The sequence below is a fragment of the Cellulomonas sp. Root137 genome (assembly GCF_001426725.1).
GTDB lineage: Bacteria > Actinomycetota > Actinomycetes > Actinomycetales > Cellulomonadaceae > Cellulomonas.
In genome coordinates this window covers 147,735-161,694 of sequence record NZ_LMFG01000003.1, presented here as the reverse complement: position 1 = coordinate 161,694, position 13,960 = coordinate 147,735, and the positions used below count along the sequence as shown (strand labels likewise).

Sequence of the window (13,960 nt, the reverse complement as noted above, 5' to 3'; positions counted from 1 at the left end):
CTCTTCGGGGTGGGATGGTCAGAGGACCTTGTCGAGGAACGCCTTGGTGCGGGCGTGCCGGGGATGATCGAGCACCTGCGCCGGCGGGCCCTGCTCGACGATCCGGCCGCCGTCCATGAACACGACCGTGTCGGCGAGCTCGCGGGCGAAGCCGATCTCGTGCGTGACGACGACGAGCGTCGTGCCGCTGTGGGCGAGGGTCTTGATGACGTCGAGCACCTCACCGACCAGCTCGGGGTCGAGCGCGGACGTCGGCTCGTCGAACAGGAGGACCTCGGGCTTGGTGGCCAGCGCGCGGGCGATCGCGACGCGCTGCTGCTGCCCGCCGGACAGCTGCCGGGGACGCGCGTCGGCCTTGTCGGACAGACCGACGCGCTCCAGCAGCACGCGCGCCTCGGCCTCGACCTCCCGGCGCGGTCGGCCCTGGGCGTGCACCGGCGCCTCGACCAGGTTCTCCAGCACCGTGAGGTGCGGGAACAGGTTGAAGCTCTGGAACACGAAGCCGATGCGGGTGCGCTGGCGCAGGACGTCCCTCTCGCGCAGCTCGCGCAGGGTGTCGCCGCGACGCTCGTAGCCGACGACCTCCCCGCCGACGGCCACGAACCCGCTGTCGACGCGCTCGAGGTGGTTGATGACGCGCAGCAGGGTCGACTTGCCCGACCCGGAGGGCCCGATGACGACGGTGACCTCGCCCGGCTGCACCACCAGGTCGATCCCGGCGAGCACCTCGAGGGTGCCGTAGCTCTTGTGCACGCCGTGCACCTCGACGAGTCCGGCGGTCATCGGTCGCCCCCCGTTCGGACCAGGTGGCCGGCGCGCGGCGCGTAGGCGGGCGGCACGCTCGCGGGCAGCTCGCGCCCGGTCAGCCGGCTGGTCGTGGCCAGCACCGTCCACCGCAGCCGCTGCACGGGCGTCGGGGGCAGCGTGCGCAGGGCGCCCTTCGCGTAGTTCCGCTCCAGGTAGTACTGCGCCACCGTGAGCACCGTCGTCACGACGAGGTACCAGATCGCCGCGACCATGAGCAGCGGGACGACCTTGAGGTTGCGGCCGTAGATGACGCCGACCGTGTAGAACAGCTCCCCGTAGGCCAGCACGTAGACCACCGACGTGCCCTTGACCAGGCCGATGATCTCGTTGATCGACGTCGGCACGATGGTCCGCATGGCCTGCGGGAGCACGATCCGCAGCTGCTGACGGGCCCGCGGGATGCCGAGCGCGGCGGCCGCCTCGTGCTGGCCCTGGTCCACGCCGAGGATGCCGGCGCGGACGATCTCGGCCGAGTACGCCGCCTGCGAGAGCCCGAGACCGAGCACCGCGGCACCGAACTTGCCGACGATCGACAGGGTGTCCACCTCGGCGAACGCGGGCCCGAACGGGATGCCGAACGAGAGCACCGGGTAGAGGTAGGCGAGGTTGTACCAGAGCAGCAGCTGCAGGATCAGCGGCACGGACCGGAACACCCACGTGTAGCCCCAGGCCACGGAGCGCAGGAGCGGCGACCGCGAGAGGCGCATGAGCGCGAGCACGGTGCCCAGACCGAAGCCGATGACGGCCGCGACGAACGTCAGCCGCAGCGTCCCCCACAGACCGGTGAGCACCGACGGCCAGGTCAGGTACTCCGCGACGACGGACCACTGCCACCGGTCGTTGGTGATCAGCGAGCTGACCACCATGGCCAGCAGCACGGCGACGACCGCGGTGGCCACCCAGCGACCCGGGTGGCGGGCGGGCACGACGCGCAGCCCGGCGAGCGTCGACACCTCGCGCGCGGGCAGGACCGGCGGCGGTGCGAGGAGCCGGGACTCGTCCTGGAACACGCTCACGGGGTCACCTCCAGCCACTTCTCGAACGGGAGCGGTCCGGTCGCCTCGGCGTCAGGGTCGAACAGGGGCGTGTAGCCGGTGCGCAGGTAGAGACCCACGGCCTCCGGCTGGCGCGGTCCCGTGGTCAGGTAGAGCCGCGGGTAGCCGAGGGCGGCCGCGCGCTGCTCGAGCTCCACGACGACCCGGGACGCGAGACCACGCCGGCGGTGTGCGTGGTGGGTCCAGATCCGCTTGAGCTCGGCGGTCGGAACGGTCGGCACACCGGCCTCGTCGCGCCCCTCGGCGCGCGGCCGACGGTCGGGGTCACCGAGCTCGGGCTCGACGCGGCGCCGGAACGCCCCGCCCGCCACGGGGACACCGTCCTCGAGCAGCAGGACCAGCCCCCCGTCGGGCGAGGCGAACTCGTGCGCCGGGTAGTGCTCCAGCTCGGCCCGGATGTCGTCGACGGCCAGGATGCCCTGGTACCGGGTGGCGTACTCGAACGCCAGCTCGTCCAGCAGCGGGCGCACCAGCGGATCCGACAGCTCCGTCCAGCGCACCGTCAGCGTGGGGTTCGGCGCGGTCACGAGACGCCACCGCGGGGGTCGCGCTCGCCGGCCCGGACCGCGAACGGCAGGTGGTTGCCCTGCACGGGCGCGGGGCACGTGCCGAAGTCGCTGAACGCGTACGGGAGGTTGATCGTGCGGTTCAGGTCCAGCCGCAGCGTGTCCGTCCCCGCGTCCGCCTCCACGCTCAGCACGCGCCACGGCGCCAGGTCCTCGGCCTCGTCGCTGAACAGCACGCCGGCCGAGCCCGGTGCATGACCGGCGGTGAGCCGCAGGGTGTGCACGACGCCGTCGCGCTCGACGTCGATCTCCCCCACCAGCCGCACGTGGTGCACGAGCCCGTGCTGCGCGGCACCGACCGTCGCCGCGACCGGCTCGTCGTACCAGCGGACGGGGACGTCGAGCACCCACGACTCGTCGTACGGGAACGCCGGGACGCCGACGAAGCTCGCCCGGGCGGCTGCGCGAGGGTCGCGGACCCGCAGGTGGAGGCGGCCGGTGCGGCGGACGAGCTCGACCACGACGCGGTCCTCGTCGGGCCGGCCCGCGGGCACGAAGGTCGCCACGAGGGTCGACAGGCCCTCGCCCACCGTGCCACGCCAGGTGGCGTCGAGGGGGGCTCGCGTCTCCGGGTCCTGCAGACCGGCGCCCGACCGGACGAACGCGTCGGCGCCGTCGGTCCACCACTCGCCGGGCAGTCCCGGGACGCTCCGGGGCGCTGCCGTCAGCGCGTGCAGGCCGACGAGGCTGAGCCAGCCGTGGGGCTGCTGCAGGGTCGTCTCCCGTGCCGTGCGCCACCGCCGGAGATCGGTGAGCGGGTCCGTGGTCAGGGCGGTCATCGCGTGCTCCTCTCGAGGAGTTCAGGGGTGAGCTCGGCGCGACCACCAGGGATCGCGCCGACCAGCTCGACGGTGTACGGGTCTTGCGGGTGGTCGAAGACGTCGGCGGTGGGACCCACCTCGACCAGGCGGCCGTCGTGCAGCACGCCCACCCGGTCCACCACCTGGCGCACGACGGCCAGGTCGTGCGAGATGAACAGGTAGGTCAGGCCGCGCTCGCGGCGGAGGCGGTCCAGGAGCGCCAGGATCTGCGCCTGCACCGAGACGTCGAGCGCGCTGGTCGGCTCGTCGAGCACGAGCAGGTCCGGCTCGAGCGCGAGGGCCCGGGCGATCGCGACACGCTGCCGCTGCCCGCCGGAGAGCTCGCCCGGGCGCCGGTCTGCGTACGCGGCGCCCAGCGCCACCTGCTCGAGGAGCTCGACCACGCGGTCGCGCCGCTGCGCGCGACTGCCCACGCGGTGTGACCGCAGGGGCTCGTCGACGATCTTCGCCACGGTGAACCGCGGGTCCAGCGACGCGAACGGGTTCTGGTGCACCAGCTGCGACCGGCGCCGCAGGACCGACCGGCCGGCCGGGTCGGACACCGGGGCCCCGTCGAGCAGCACGGTCCCGGAGTCCGGGGCCGTCAGCTGCAGGACCAGCCGCGCGACGGTCGACTTGCCCGACCCGGACTCCCCCACCAGCCCGAACGCTCCCCCGCGCGGGATGGACAGGCTCACGTCGTCGACCGCCTGCACCGTGCGGCCCGCGTGCCCGGGCAGCCGGAACGCCTTGCTCACCGAGAGCACCTCCAGCAGCGGTGCCGGACCGATGTCGGGCACGGGCGCTCGCGGGGTGGTCACCGTGAGCTGCGGCGCCGCGGCGAGCAGCGACCGCGTGTACGCGTGGGTCGGAGAACCGAGCACCTGCGCGGTCGGTCCCTGCTCGACGATCTCGCCGTCCTTCATCACCACCACCCGGTCGGCGCGGTCGGCGGCCACCGCCAGGTCGTGGGTGATGAACAGGACCGCGGAGCCGGCGCGCGTGGTGACGTCGTCGAGGAGGTCGAGCACGCGGCGCTGGACCGTCACGTCGAGGGCGCTCGTGGGCTCGTCGGCGATCACCAGCGCGGGCTCGAGGGCGAGCGCGATGCCGATGAGCACGCGCTGGCGCATGCCCCCGGACAGCTCGTGCGGGTACTGCCGGGCGCGGGCCTCGGGGTCGCTCAGCCCGACCGACCGGAGGATCTCGACCGCCTGCCGAGCCGCGTCCGCGCGCCGCACGCGACCGTGGATCCGGAGCACCTCGGCCACCTGGTCGCCCACGCGGGTCACCGGGTTGAGCGCGATGCCCGGGTCCTGCGGCACCAGCCCGATGCGCGCTCCGCGGACCTGCCGCCACGCCTTCGACGGCAGCCCGACCAGCTCGCCCTCGTGCAGCCGGACGCTCCCGCCGACCACGCGCCCTCCGGCGGGCAGCAGCCCGACCACGGCGTGCGCGGTCGTGGACTTGCCCGAGCCGGACTCGCCCACGAGTGCCACGACCTCGCCCGCGTGGACGTCGAAGCTCACCCCGCGGACCGCAGGGACGCGCACGCTGGTACTGCGATGGACCTCGTACTCGACCACCAGGTCGCGGACCCGCAGGACGGGGGTCGCGTTCATCGGTGCGTCCTTCCCTCGAGCACGCGTCCGAGGCGGTTGGCGGCCAGGACGAGCGCCGCGATCACCAGCCCCGGCAGCGTGGTGAACCACCAGGCGACCGCGAGGTAGTTGCGACCCTCCGCCACGAGCGAGCCCCACTCGGGGGTCGGCGGCACCGCCCCGAACCCAAGAAAGCTCAGCGAGGAGACCGCCAGCACGATCACGCCCAGCTGCACCGTGGCGAGGACGAGGATCGGTCCGGCGGCGTTCGGCAGCACGTGCCGCAGGAGCACCGCCGGGCGGCGCGCCCCAGCCAGCACGGCCGCCTCGACGTAGGTGGTGGTCCGCACGCGGAGCACCTCGGCGCGCATGACCCGGGCGAACGTGGCCACCTCGGCGACGCCGACGGCGATCGCGACCTTGAGCGTGCCGAACCCGAGCGCGGTCACCACTGCGAGCGAGAGCAGCAGGCCGGGGATGGCCAGCAGCACGTCCGTGGTGCGCATGAGCACGGCGTCCACCGCCCCGCCGAGGTAGCCGGCGACCAGCCCGACGAGTGCACCCACGACGAGGCCGAGCCCAAGAGCGAGCAGTGCCGCCTGCAGCGAGAGTCCGGTGCCGTGCACGGTGCGGGCGTACAGGTCGCGGCCCAGGTTGTCGGTGCCGAACCAGTGCGCGGCGCTCGGCGGGCTCAGCTTCTCGGCCGGCACGCCGACCAGCGGGTCCGCGGCCGTGAACAGCCCCGGCACGAGCGCCCAGCCGAGCACCACGAGGACGACCGCGAGCGAGGCGATCGCTCCGGGCCGGAGGAGAGGGTGCAGCGCACCGCGACCGGGAGCCGGCACGGCGGCAGGGGCGAGGACGGGGGCCGTCACGGTGAGCGGCGCGTGCGAGACGAGGGTCATGACGTGTCCTTCCGTGCGTCAGGCCGTGGCGGGGGTGCGGGAGATCCGCGGGTCGAGCGCGGGATAGGCGAGGTCGACCACGAGGTTGACGACCACGAAGACGAGCGCGCCGACCACGACGACCCCCTGCACCACGGGGATGTCCTGGGCGCGGACGGCCTTCTCGACGAGCCCGCCGAACCCCGCGCGGGAGAACACCGTCTCCACGACCACGGCACCGGCCAGCAGGTTGCCGACCGCGATCCCGAGCAGGGTCAGCGCGGGCAGCGCGGCGTTGCGCGTGACGTGCCGCCACTGCACCCGGCCGCGGGACGCACCCTTGGCCAGCGCCGTCTCCACGTAGGGCGCGTCCCAGGCGGTCCGCATCGAGCGGGCGAGCACCTGGGCGACCACCGCGGAGAGCGGGATGGCGAGGGTGACCGCCGGCAGCACGATGCTCGCGACCCCCTGGTTGCCGACCGCCGGGAAGATCGGCAGCCGGAACGAGAAGAGCTGGAGCAGGAGGAGCCCGATCCAGAACGTCGGCATGGACACCCCGAGCGGCGGCAGCGCGAGCAGGGCGCCGCGCAACCGGGTCGAGCGGGTCCACGACGAGGTCGCCGCGATCGTGCCGCCGAGCAGCAGCGCGATCCCCAGGGCCACGCTGGTGAGCGCGAGCGTCTGCGGGAACGCGTCCGCGAGCAGCTGCGAGACCGGGGCCCCGGAGGTCACCGAGACCCCCAGGTCGCCCGTCACGGCCCGCCCGAGCAGCACGACGTACTGCTCGAGCGGCGGCCGGTCGAACCCGTAGCGGGCGCTCAGCTCGGCGACCTGCGCCGGGTCGACGGTGCCGCCCGGGTTGGCCGCGTCCAGCATGATGCTCACCGGGTCGCTCGGCAGCAGGTAGAGCACCGCGAACGAGACCGTGAACGCCGCCCAGAGCACGAGGACCGCGGCACCGAGCCGCCGCAGGACGTAGCCCGTCACTGGTCGGCGCCGATCCAGGTGTCGTGGAAGAGCAGCCGAGACGAGGCGTCGAACGTGAGGTCGTGCACGTCGGACGCGACACCGATGGACTGCGCGAGCTCGAACAGCGGGATCGCGAGGCCCTCGTCGAGGATCGTCTCCTGCGCCGTGCCGAGGTCCGCGGCGCGCGCGGCCGGGTCGGCCTGCGCCAGCTGGGCGTCGAGCAGCGGGTCGAGCACCGTGTCCGCCGGCCGCTTGTTGATGTTGCGGAACTTGGACGAGAACTGCGTGCGCAGGATGTCGCCGTCGGCGCGCGTGACGTTGTAGTAGTACGTGTCGTAGTCACCTGCCGTGAGCGCTGCCTGCTGCTCCGCCGGGGTCTGCTGGCGCACCTGGAGGTCGACGCCGACGGCCTTGAGCTGCTGCTGCGTGAGCTCGAGCACCGCCTGGCTGCCCGTGAACAGCGGCGCGAAGACCACGTCGAACGAGAGCTTCTCGCCGCCCTTCTCGCGGATGCCGTCCGCACCGAGCGTCCAGGCGGCGTCCTCGAGCGCGTCGGCGGCGCCGTCCTGGTCGAACGCGAGCTCGTCGGACAGGTCCACGTAGCCGGGCGTGGTGCTGGCGAGCACGCTGGTCGCGGGCTTGAACGCCTCGCTCAGCACCGTGTCCACCAGCTCCTGGCGGTTGATCGCCACCTGGACCGCGGCGCGCACGGCGGGGTCGGCGAGCGGGCCGGTGCTCACGTTCGGCTGGAGCACGAACGCCACCCCGGGGTTGGTGCGCGTCAGCACCGACCCGCCGGAGCCCTCCACCTGCGGCACGTCCTGCGGCAGCACGTCGCCGACGGCGTCGAACTGGTCGGAGGCCAGCCCGCCCGACCGCACGCCCGACTCGGGGACGATCGTGAAGTCGATCTGGTCGAGGTACGCCTCGCCGGGGTTCTCGGAGTCGTCCGACGGCCACGCGTACCCGTCCCGCCGGACGATCGTCGCGCCCTGGTCCTGGGTGTACGTCTCCAGCGTGAACGGGCCGGAGCCGATGACGTCGCCCTGGAGCCGGGCCGCCGGGTCCACGGCCGCGGTCGCGTCGGACAGGATCGCCAGCGAGACGGTGGACGTGGCCTGCAGGAACTGCGCGTTGGGGCCACCGAAGACGACAGTGACCGTGTGCTCGTCGTCGACCGTCGTCTCCTGGTAGCCCGCGAGGTAGGAGCCGGCGAGCGGTGCGGTTGCGGCGAGCGGGCCGACGAGGGCGTCGAAGTTGGCCTTCACCGTCGTGGCGGTCAGGGGCGTGCCGTCCGAGAACGTGACGTCGTCGCGCAGGTGGAACGTGAAGTGCGTGAGGTCGTCGCTGACGTCCCAGCTCTCGGCCAGCCACGGCACGATCTCGCCGGTCTCCGGGTCCTGGTCGGTCAGCGAGTCGGCGAGCTGACGGGCGATGTAGATGCTCACGTTGGAGCCGACCTGCTGCGGGTCGACGCCGCTGGGTGAGGCGCCGAGGGCGAACCGCAGCGTGCCACCCGGGGTGGCGGCGGCCTCCGCGCCGGCGGCGGTGGACGGGTCCGACGCGGCGGGCGTGCCCGAGCCGCAGGCGGTGAGGAACAGCGCGGGGACGACGAGGGCGGCCAGGGCGGCCGAGCGGGCACGGGTCGAGCGGAGCATGGCGGGGTCCTTCGTTCTGGGTGGAGAGGTGGGGGTCAGCCGACGAGTGCGCGGTCGGCGGTGGAGCGGGTGGCGCGGGGCGCCGGGCGGGTGAGTCCGAGGTGGTCGCGCAGCGTGGTGCCCGCGTAGTCGGTGCGGAACGAGCCGCGCTCCTGGAGCAGCGGCACCACCTGGTCGAGCACGTCGTCCAGGCCGCCGGGGGTCAGGTGCGGGACGAGGATGAAACCGTCCGACGCGTCCTCCTGCACGTGCCGGTCGATCGCGTCGGCCACCTGCGTGGCCGTGCCGACGAACCCGCCGCGCGACGTCACCTCGATGACGAGCTGCCGGATCGACCAGCCGTTCGCGTCGGCCAGCTCCCGCCACGCGGCCGCGATGCTCCGCGGGTCCTTGACGTGCCGGACGCGCCCGCGGGTGATGTCGAGGTTCTCCACATCCGGCTCGATCCGCGGCAGAGCTCCCTCGGGGTCGTGGTCGGTGAGGTCGCGTCCCCACACCTGCTCGAGGAACGCGATGGCCGTCGGCCCCGGCACCTGTTGCAGCCGGATCTCGCGGGACCGCTCGGCGGCGTCCTGCGCGCTGTCGCCCAGCACCACGGTCGTCGCCGGCAGGATCAGCAGCTCCTCCGGGCGCCGACCGTGCGCGGCCAGGCGGCCCTTGACGTCGGTGAAGAACGCCTGGCCCGCCTCGAACGTGGAGTGCGCGGAGAACACGACGTCCGCGGTGGCCGCCGCGAAGTCACGGCCGTCCGAGGAGTCGCCCGCCTGGAACAGCACGGGGTGCCCCTGCGGGCCGCGCGGGGTCGTGAACTCGCCGCGCACCTGGAAGTGCTTGCCCTCGTGGCGCACCTCGTGGACCGAGCCGGGCCGGACGAACTGCCCGGAGCCGGCGTGGGCGATCACCGCGTCGTCGTCCCACGAGTCCCACAGCTTCCGCGCGACCGCGACCAGCTCGGCCGCACGCTCGTACCGCTCGTCGTGCGGGAGGAACCCGCCGCGCCGGAAGTTCTCGCCCGTGAAGGCGTCGCTGCTGGTCACGAGGTTCCACGCGGCACGCCCGCCGCTGAGGATATCCAGCGTCGCGAACTGGCGGGCCAGCTCCCACGGCTCGTTGAAGGTCGTGTTGATCGTCCCGGCGAGCCCGAGGCGGTCGGTCACCGCGGCGAGCGCCGCCAGCACGGGCAGCGTGTCGGGCCGGCCCATCACGTCCAGGTCGTGGATCTGGCCCTTGTGCTCGCGCAGCCGCAGCCCCTCGGCGAGGAAGAAGAAGTCGAGCTTCGCCTCCTCGGCGCGCCGGGCCAGGTGCTCGAACGACGTGAAGTCGATCTGGCTGCCGGACCGCGGGTCGCTCCACACGGTGGTGTTGTTGACGCCCGGGAAGTGGACGCCGAGGTGGATCTGCTTGCGGGCGCCCATCAGGCGATCGCCGCGTAGCGGTTGACCGGTCGGGCAAGGCCCAGCTGGTCGCGCAACGTCGGACCGGTGTAGCGATCCCGGAACGCCCGTGCGTCCCGCAGGAGCGGGACGACACTGTCGACGAGGACGTCGAGGTCCGTGTGCAGCGAGGCCGGCCGCACGACGAACCCGTCGGCCGCCCCGACCGCGGACCAGTCGAGGAAGGTCTCGGCGAGGTCCCGTGCCGTCCCGACGTGCGTGAGGGAGCCGGTGTCCCACTCGACGCCCTCGAGCTCGGTGAGCAGGTCGAGCCGGGCGCGAGCGCTCGCACGGTCCGGGCCGATGACCACGAACGCGTCGACGAGCACCCGCAGGTCGCCCGGCTCGCGACCGGCCGCCGCCGCAGCGGCCCGCAGCCGGAGCCGCAGGTCGAGTGCCTCGTCGCGGTCGGTCGCGCTGATCCGGACCACGTCGGCGTGCCGCGCGGCCAGGCCGAACGACGCCTCCGAGCCGACGCGCACCACGATCGGCGGCTGCCCCTGCGGCGGACGGGGGGTGATCGACGGACCCTTGACCGCGAAGTGCACACCGTCGTGCTCGACGTAGTGCAGCCTGGCCCGGTCGACGAACCGGTGCGTGGCCTGGTCGCGGATCTCCGCGTCGTCCTCCCAGCTGTCCCAGAGCGCGGTGACCACCTCCACGGCCTCCTCGGCCTCCGCGACGGCCCCCGCCTCGGTGAGAGCCGGGCCTCGGCCCACGTGCGTCGCGTCCTGCTCGTCGTCGGTCCAGCTCACCTGCCACGCCGCCCGACCGCCGCTGACGTGGTCGATCGTCGCGATCGCCTTCGACACGTGGAACGGCTCGGTGTGCGTCGTCGCGACCGTCGGCACCAGGCCGATGCCCCGCGACCGCGGCGCCAGGCGCGCGGCGACGAGCGCGGCGTCGAGCCGGCCGCGCAGCGTGGTGGACCGGGACGGCTGCAACGAGAACGAGTCGTCGAGCACGACGAGGTCGAGCGTGCCCCGCTGGGCGACCTCGACGAGGTGCTGGAGCCGCTCGGCGTCGAACAGTCGCTGCGCCTGCGAGCCGTGGGTCCGCCAGGCGGCGGGGTGCGCGCCGGCGTCGCTGAGGTCGACACCGAGGTGCAGCTGGCGGGGGGTCACCGGAAGTGCCATGGGGAAGGTTCCGTTCTGGGTCGTCAGGGCGCGCCCCGGCGCAGGAGGCTGCGGCGCACGGGGGTGCAGGCGTAGGTGTGTCGAGCGGCGCGGGTACCGCGGCTCAGTCGCTCAGGTGCCGGTCGGGGCCGGCCAGGCGGGAGGTGTCGTCAGCGACAACAGGCGCCGGGACAGCACGGGCGCAGGATCCAGAGAGCCGTCGTCGGCCGTCGGTCCGAGCTCATCGTGCGTCCCTTCGTACCCGCCTGGCGGGCGCTGCGTCGTTGTCGGGCACGAGCAGGACGCTCGCGCAGGACCAGGTCGTCACCCGGGGCACCCCACACGCAGGAGGGTTGCCACCCAGCAAGCCGGGGCTTGTCGCTGGAATTCATGACCTAACAGGTCGGGAAAGTAGGCATAGGTCGTCGGCGTGTCAATGGTCCGCGCCGAAAGTCCAGATGGTGGGACGGATCCGTCCGGTGCGAGGATGGGCGTCTCCACCACCGGCAAGGGAGCACGCGCACGCATGGGCACGACCACCGACGTGACGATCGGCACCGACGACCCGACTCGCCCCGACGTACTCGGCCTGCTCGGGGAGCACCTCGCGGACATGTACGCGACCTCGCCGGCCGAGTCGGTGCACGCGCTCGACCCCTCGGCGCTCGCGGCCCCCGGCATCACGTTCTGGACCGCCCGCGCCGCCGACGGCAGCCTGCTCGGCTGCGCCGCCCTCAAGCAGCTCGGCCCGACGGACGGCGAGCTCAAGTCCATGCGGACCAGCGCCGCCGCACGGGGCCGAGGGATCGGGGCGGCGATGCTCGCGCACGTCCTGGGCGCGGCGGCGGAGCGAGGCCTCCGCACCGTGCACCTGGAGACGGGGACGCAGGACTACTTCGCACCCGCCCGCCGCCTCTACGAACGGGCCGGGTTCGTCGCGTGCCCGCCGTTCGCGGACTACGTACCGGACCCGCACAGCGCGTTCTACGCGCTCACGCTCCCGACGCGGCCGTGACTGCCTCACCGCGATGGCAGGTGGCGGTCTCCTGGGCGGTCGTCGGTGAGGGCGGGCACGTGGCCGTCCGGACGAGCCACTGGTGGGAGGTGGCCGCTGCCGCTCGGGAGCATCGGCCTGCGCGGACGCTCTACCACGGCGCCCTGGAGCTCGTGGTGGACGGCCGCCCGCTCGTGGTCGAGATGACACCCACGTGGGGCCGGGCCACTCGCGAGGTCGTCGCCACCGGCCCGGTCGGCTCGCGCTGGCTCGGCTGGTTGCCGTTCTTCCGCTACGAGATCCGGTACACCCGACCGCCCGGCCCCACGGGGCACGGTGCCACCGTGGTGAGTGACCGCCGCGAGGCCGTCGAGGCCGTGCTCGCCGCCGTCCCGCACGTGCCGCGACTGACGTGGGGCCGCGCGGTGGGACCGGCCCGGGACATGTGGAGCTCGAACTCCGTGGTCTCCTGGGTGCTCGCCGAGGCGGGTCTCCTCGACGCCTGCGCCCCGCCCCCCGGCGGACGTGCACCGGGGTGGGACGCGGGGCTCGACGTGCGCGGCTGAAGAGTCTCGTATTCCGACCAGCTGTGTCCACAATAAGAGACGGTCCTGTTGCCCAGGCTCCGGGACGGTCATCCTCGTCCCATGCAGACCCGCCGCGCCGCCTCGACGTGCTGTCACGTCGTCATGGCTTCCGCGCGCCCCTGCTGTCCGCGGAACGTCTGAACGCGGCCCCCGTCCTCGGCCGAGCGTTCGACGCCCGGCCCCCGTCCATCTGCGACGGCCCACGGCGTGACGCGCGTGCCACCACCCCCGTCCCCCGCGGAGGAAACGCCCTCATGGCGTCCACCCAGCTCTCTGTCGCCCGGCCCTCGCGGACCGAGCCGGCGCCGCGATGTCGTCGATGACGACCGCCCGCCCGCCCTTCGCGACCCTCAAGGACCTGACATGACCGCCCGTCCCGCACGCCGCACCGCCTCCGCCCTCCGCGTCCTGCTTGCCGCCGGACTCGCCGCGTCCCTCGCGGCCTGCTCCTCGTCCGCGGCCGACGACACGACCGCCGACGCCGGCACCGACCCGTCTGCCGCCTCGACCGCCGGCGCCGAGGCACCCGAGCTGCGCCTCGGCTACTTCGCCAACCTGACGCACGCCGTGGCCCTCGTGGGGGTCGACGACGGCACCTACCAGGAGGCGCTCGGCGACACGAAGCTCACCACCTCGATCTTCAACGCCGGCCCGGCCGCCGTCGAGGCGCTCTTCGGTGGGGCCATCGACGCCACGTTCATCGGCCCGAACCCCGCCATCAACGCGTTCGCCAAGTCGAACGGCGAGGCGATCCGCATCGTCTCGGGCGCGACGTCGGGAGGTGCGCAGCTGGTCGTCCGCGACGGCATCGACTCCCCCGACGACCTCGTCGGCACCACGCTCGCCACGCCGCAGCTGGGCAACACCCAGGACGTCGCGCTGCGCGCCTGGCTCGCCGAGGAGGGCCTCGAGACCTCACTGACCGGCGGCGCGAGCGACGTGACGATCGCCCCGCAGGAGAACTCGCAGACGCTCGACCTGTTCAAGGCCGGGCAGCTCGACGGCGCGTGGCTGCCCGAGCCGTGGGCGTCCCGGCTCGTCGTCGACGCCGGCGCGCACGTCCTGCTGGACGAGAAGGACCTCTGGCCCGAGGGCGACTTCGTCACCACCCACCTGATCGTCGCCACCGAGTACCTCTCGAAGTACCCCGGCACCGTGAAGAAGCTGCTCGAGGCCGAGTACGCGACGTCCGAGTGGATCGCGGCGAACCCCGACGAGGCCAAGACCCTGTCGAACACGGTGATCGAGAAGCTCAGTGGCAAGCCGCTCTCCGCGGAGGTGCTGGACCGCGCCTGGGCGAACCTGCGGATCACGCTCGACCCGATCGCCTCGAGCCTGCAGACCTCCGCCGACCACGCGGTGGCGGCTGGCACGTCCGACGAGACGGACCTGCAGGGGATCTACGACCTGACCCTGCTCAACGAGGTGCTCGCCGAGAACGACCAGGAGCCTGTCTCCGACGGCGACCTCGGGGCGTCGGGCAAGTGACGA

Annotated in this window: 13 protein-coding genes and 1 riboswitch; of the genes, 3 read left to right on the top strand and 10 right to left on the bottom strand. The window is 73.5% G+C overall.

All coding sequences use genetic code 11. The features are described 5' to 3' along the window. Positions 1-18: 18 nt before the first annotated feature. The 10 genes from ASD18_RS15810 to ASD18_RS15765 are packed head-to-tail and all read right to left on the bottom strand — an operon-like array spanning position 19 to position 10,909. Positions 19-783, bottom strand: a complete 765-nt coding sequence (locus ASD18_RS15810) for an amino acid ABC transporter ATP-binding protein (RefSeq protein WP_056094219.1) — start codon at positions 781-783, stop codon at positions 19-21. Continuing rightward, on the bottom strand, positions 780-1,823 hold the full coding sequence (locus ASD18_RS15805) for an amino acid ABC transporter permease (RefSeq protein WP_082574139.1): 1,044 nt from the start codon (positions 1,821-1,823) through the stop codon (positions 780-782). The genes ASD18_RS15810 and ASD18_RS15805 overlap by 4 nt, the downstream gene beginning before the upstream one ends. Then, a complete protein-coding gene (locus tag ASD18_RS15800) occupies positions 1,820-2,389 on the bottom strand; it encodes a GNAT family N-acetyltransferase (protein WP_056094217.1) in 570 nt (189 codons plus the stop codon). Before ASD18_RS15800 ends, ASD18_RS15805 begins: the two co-directional genes overlap by 4 nt. Further along, the gene (locus ASD18_RS15795) at positions 2,386-3,207 is read right to left on the bottom strand and encodes a DUF1684 domain-containing protein (RefSeq protein WP_056094213.1); all 822 of its coding nucleotides are present in this window, start codon (positions 3,205-3,207) and stop codon (positions 2,386-2,388) included. Before ASD18_RS15795 ends, ASD18_RS15800 begins: the two co-directional genes overlap by 4 nt. Further along, positions 3,204-4,850 (bottom strand): ABC transporter ATP-binding protein, encoded by a 1,647-nt coding sequence (locus ASD18_RS15790; RefSeq protein ID WP_056094210.1) that lies wholly within the window; start codon positions 4,848-4,850, stop codon positions 3,204-3,206. Before ASD18_RS15790 ends, ASD18_RS15795 begins: the two co-directional genes overlap by 4 nt. After that, positions 4,847-5,734, bottom strand: a complete 888-nt coding sequence (locus ASD18_RS15785) for an ABC transporter permease (RefSeq protein ID WP_082574129.1) — start codon at positions 5,732-5,734, stop codon at positions 4,847-4,849. Before ASD18_RS15785 ends, ASD18_RS15790 begins: the two co-directional genes overlap by 4 nt. 18 nt (positions 5,735-5,752) lie before the next feature. Further along, a complete protein-coding gene (locus tag ASD18_RS15780) occupies positions 5,753-6,700 on the bottom strand; it encodes an ABC transporter permease (protein WP_056094207.1) in 948 nt (315 codons plus the stop codon). Further along, the gene (locus ASD18_RS15775; protein ID WP_056094204.1) at positions 6,697-8,340 is read right to left on the bottom strand and encodes an ABC transporter substrate-binding protein; all 1,644 of its coding nucleotides are present in this window, start codon (positions 8,338-8,340) and stop codon (positions 6,697-6,699) included. Before ASD18_RS15775 ends, ASD18_RS15780 begins: the two co-directional genes overlap by 4 nt. A gap of 35 nt (positions 8,341-8,375) precedes the next feature. Continuing rightward, positions 8,376-9,755: an NtaA/DmoA family FMN-dependent monooxygenase gene (locus ASD18_RS15770; RefSeq protein ID WP_056094201.1), complete on the bottom strand. Its 1,380-nt coding sequence runs from the start codon at positions 9,753-9,755 to the stop codon at positions 8,376-8,378. Beyond that, positions 9,755-10,909, bottom strand: a complete 1,155-nt coding sequence (locus ASD18_RS15765; protein ID WP_056094198.1) for an LLM class flavin-dependent oxidoreductase — start codon at positions 10,907-10,909, stop codon at positions 9,755-9,757. Before ASD18_RS15765 ends, ASD18_RS15770 begins: the two co-directional genes overlap by 1 nt. 254 nt (positions 10,910-11,163) lie before the next feature. Beyond that, positions 11,164-11,284, bottom strand: a riboswitch (SAM riboswitch). A gap of 130 nt (positions 11,285-11,414) precedes the next feature. Between ASD18_RS15765 and ASD18_RS15760 the strand changes: the two genes are divergently transcribed. The 3 genes from ASD18_RS15760 (at position 11,415) to ASD18_RS15750 (ending at position 13,957) form a co-directional block, all read left to right on the top strand. After that, positions 11,415-11,903, top strand: coding sequence for a GNAT family N-acetyltransferase (locus ASD18_RS15760; RefSeq protein ID WP_056095204.1), 489 nt, complete (start codon positions 11,415-11,417; stop codon positions 11,901-11,903). Next, positions 11,900-12,448, top strand: a complete 549-nt coding sequence (locus ASD18_RS15755) for a hypothetical protein (RefSeq protein WP_156388040.1) — start codon at positions 11,900-11,902, stop codon at positions 12,446-12,448. Before ASD18_RS15760 ends, ASD18_RS15755 begins: the two co-directional genes overlap by 4 nt. Before the next feature lie 384 nt (positions 12,449-12,832). Continuing rightward, positions 12,833-13,957 carry an ABC transporter substrate-binding protein gene (locus ASD18_RS15750; protein WP_056094191.1) on the top strand — a complete coding sequence of 375 codons (1,125 nt, stop codon included), beginning with the start codon at positions 12,833-12,835 and terminating at the stop codon, positions 13,955-13,957. The last annotated feature ends 3 nt before the right edge of the window (positions 13,958-13,960 follow it).

What these genes read in the sequence shown, in the direction of transcription:
- ASD18_RS15810 (WP_056094219.1), bottom strand. Translation starts at nt 783, where the DNA reads ATGACCGCCGGACTCGTCGAGGTGCACGGCGTGCACAAGAGCTACGGC.
- ASD18_RS15795 (WP_056094213.1), bottom strand. Translation starts at nt 3,207, where the DNA reads ATGACCGCCCTGACCACGGACCCGCTCACCGATCTCCGGCGGTGGCGC.
- ASD18_RS15790 (WP_056094210.1), bottom strand. Translation starts at nt 4,850, where the DNA reads ATGAACGCGACCCCCGTCCTGCGGGTCCGCGACCTGGTGGTCGAGTAC.
- ASD18_RS15785 (WP_082574129.1), bottom strand. Translation starts at nt 5,734, where the DNA reads ATGACCCTCGTCTCGCACGCGCCGCTCACCGTGACGGCCCCCGTCCTC.
- ASD18_RS15775 (WP_056094204.1), bottom strand. Translation starts at nt 8,340, where the DNA reads ATGCTCCGCTCGACCCGTGCCCGCTCGGCCGCCCTGGCCGCCCTCGTC.
- ASD18_RS15770 (WP_056094201.1), bottom strand. Translation starts at nt 9,755, where the DNA reads ATGGGCGCCCGCAAGCAGATCCACCTCGGCGTCCACTTCCCGGGCGTC.
- ASD18_RS15765 (WP_056094198.1), bottom strand. Translation starts at nt 10,909, where the DNA reads ATGGCACTTCCGGTGACCCCCCGCCAGCTGCACCTCGGTGTCGACCTC.
- ASD18_RS15760 (WP_056095204.1), top strand. Translation starts at nt 11,415, where the DNA reads ATGGGCACGACCACCGACGTGACGATCGGCACCGACGACCCGACTCGC.
- ASD18_RS15750 (WP_056094191.1), top strand. Translation starts at nt 12,833, where the DNA reads ATGACCGCCCGTCCCGCACGCCGCACCGCCTCCGCCCTCCGCGTCCTG.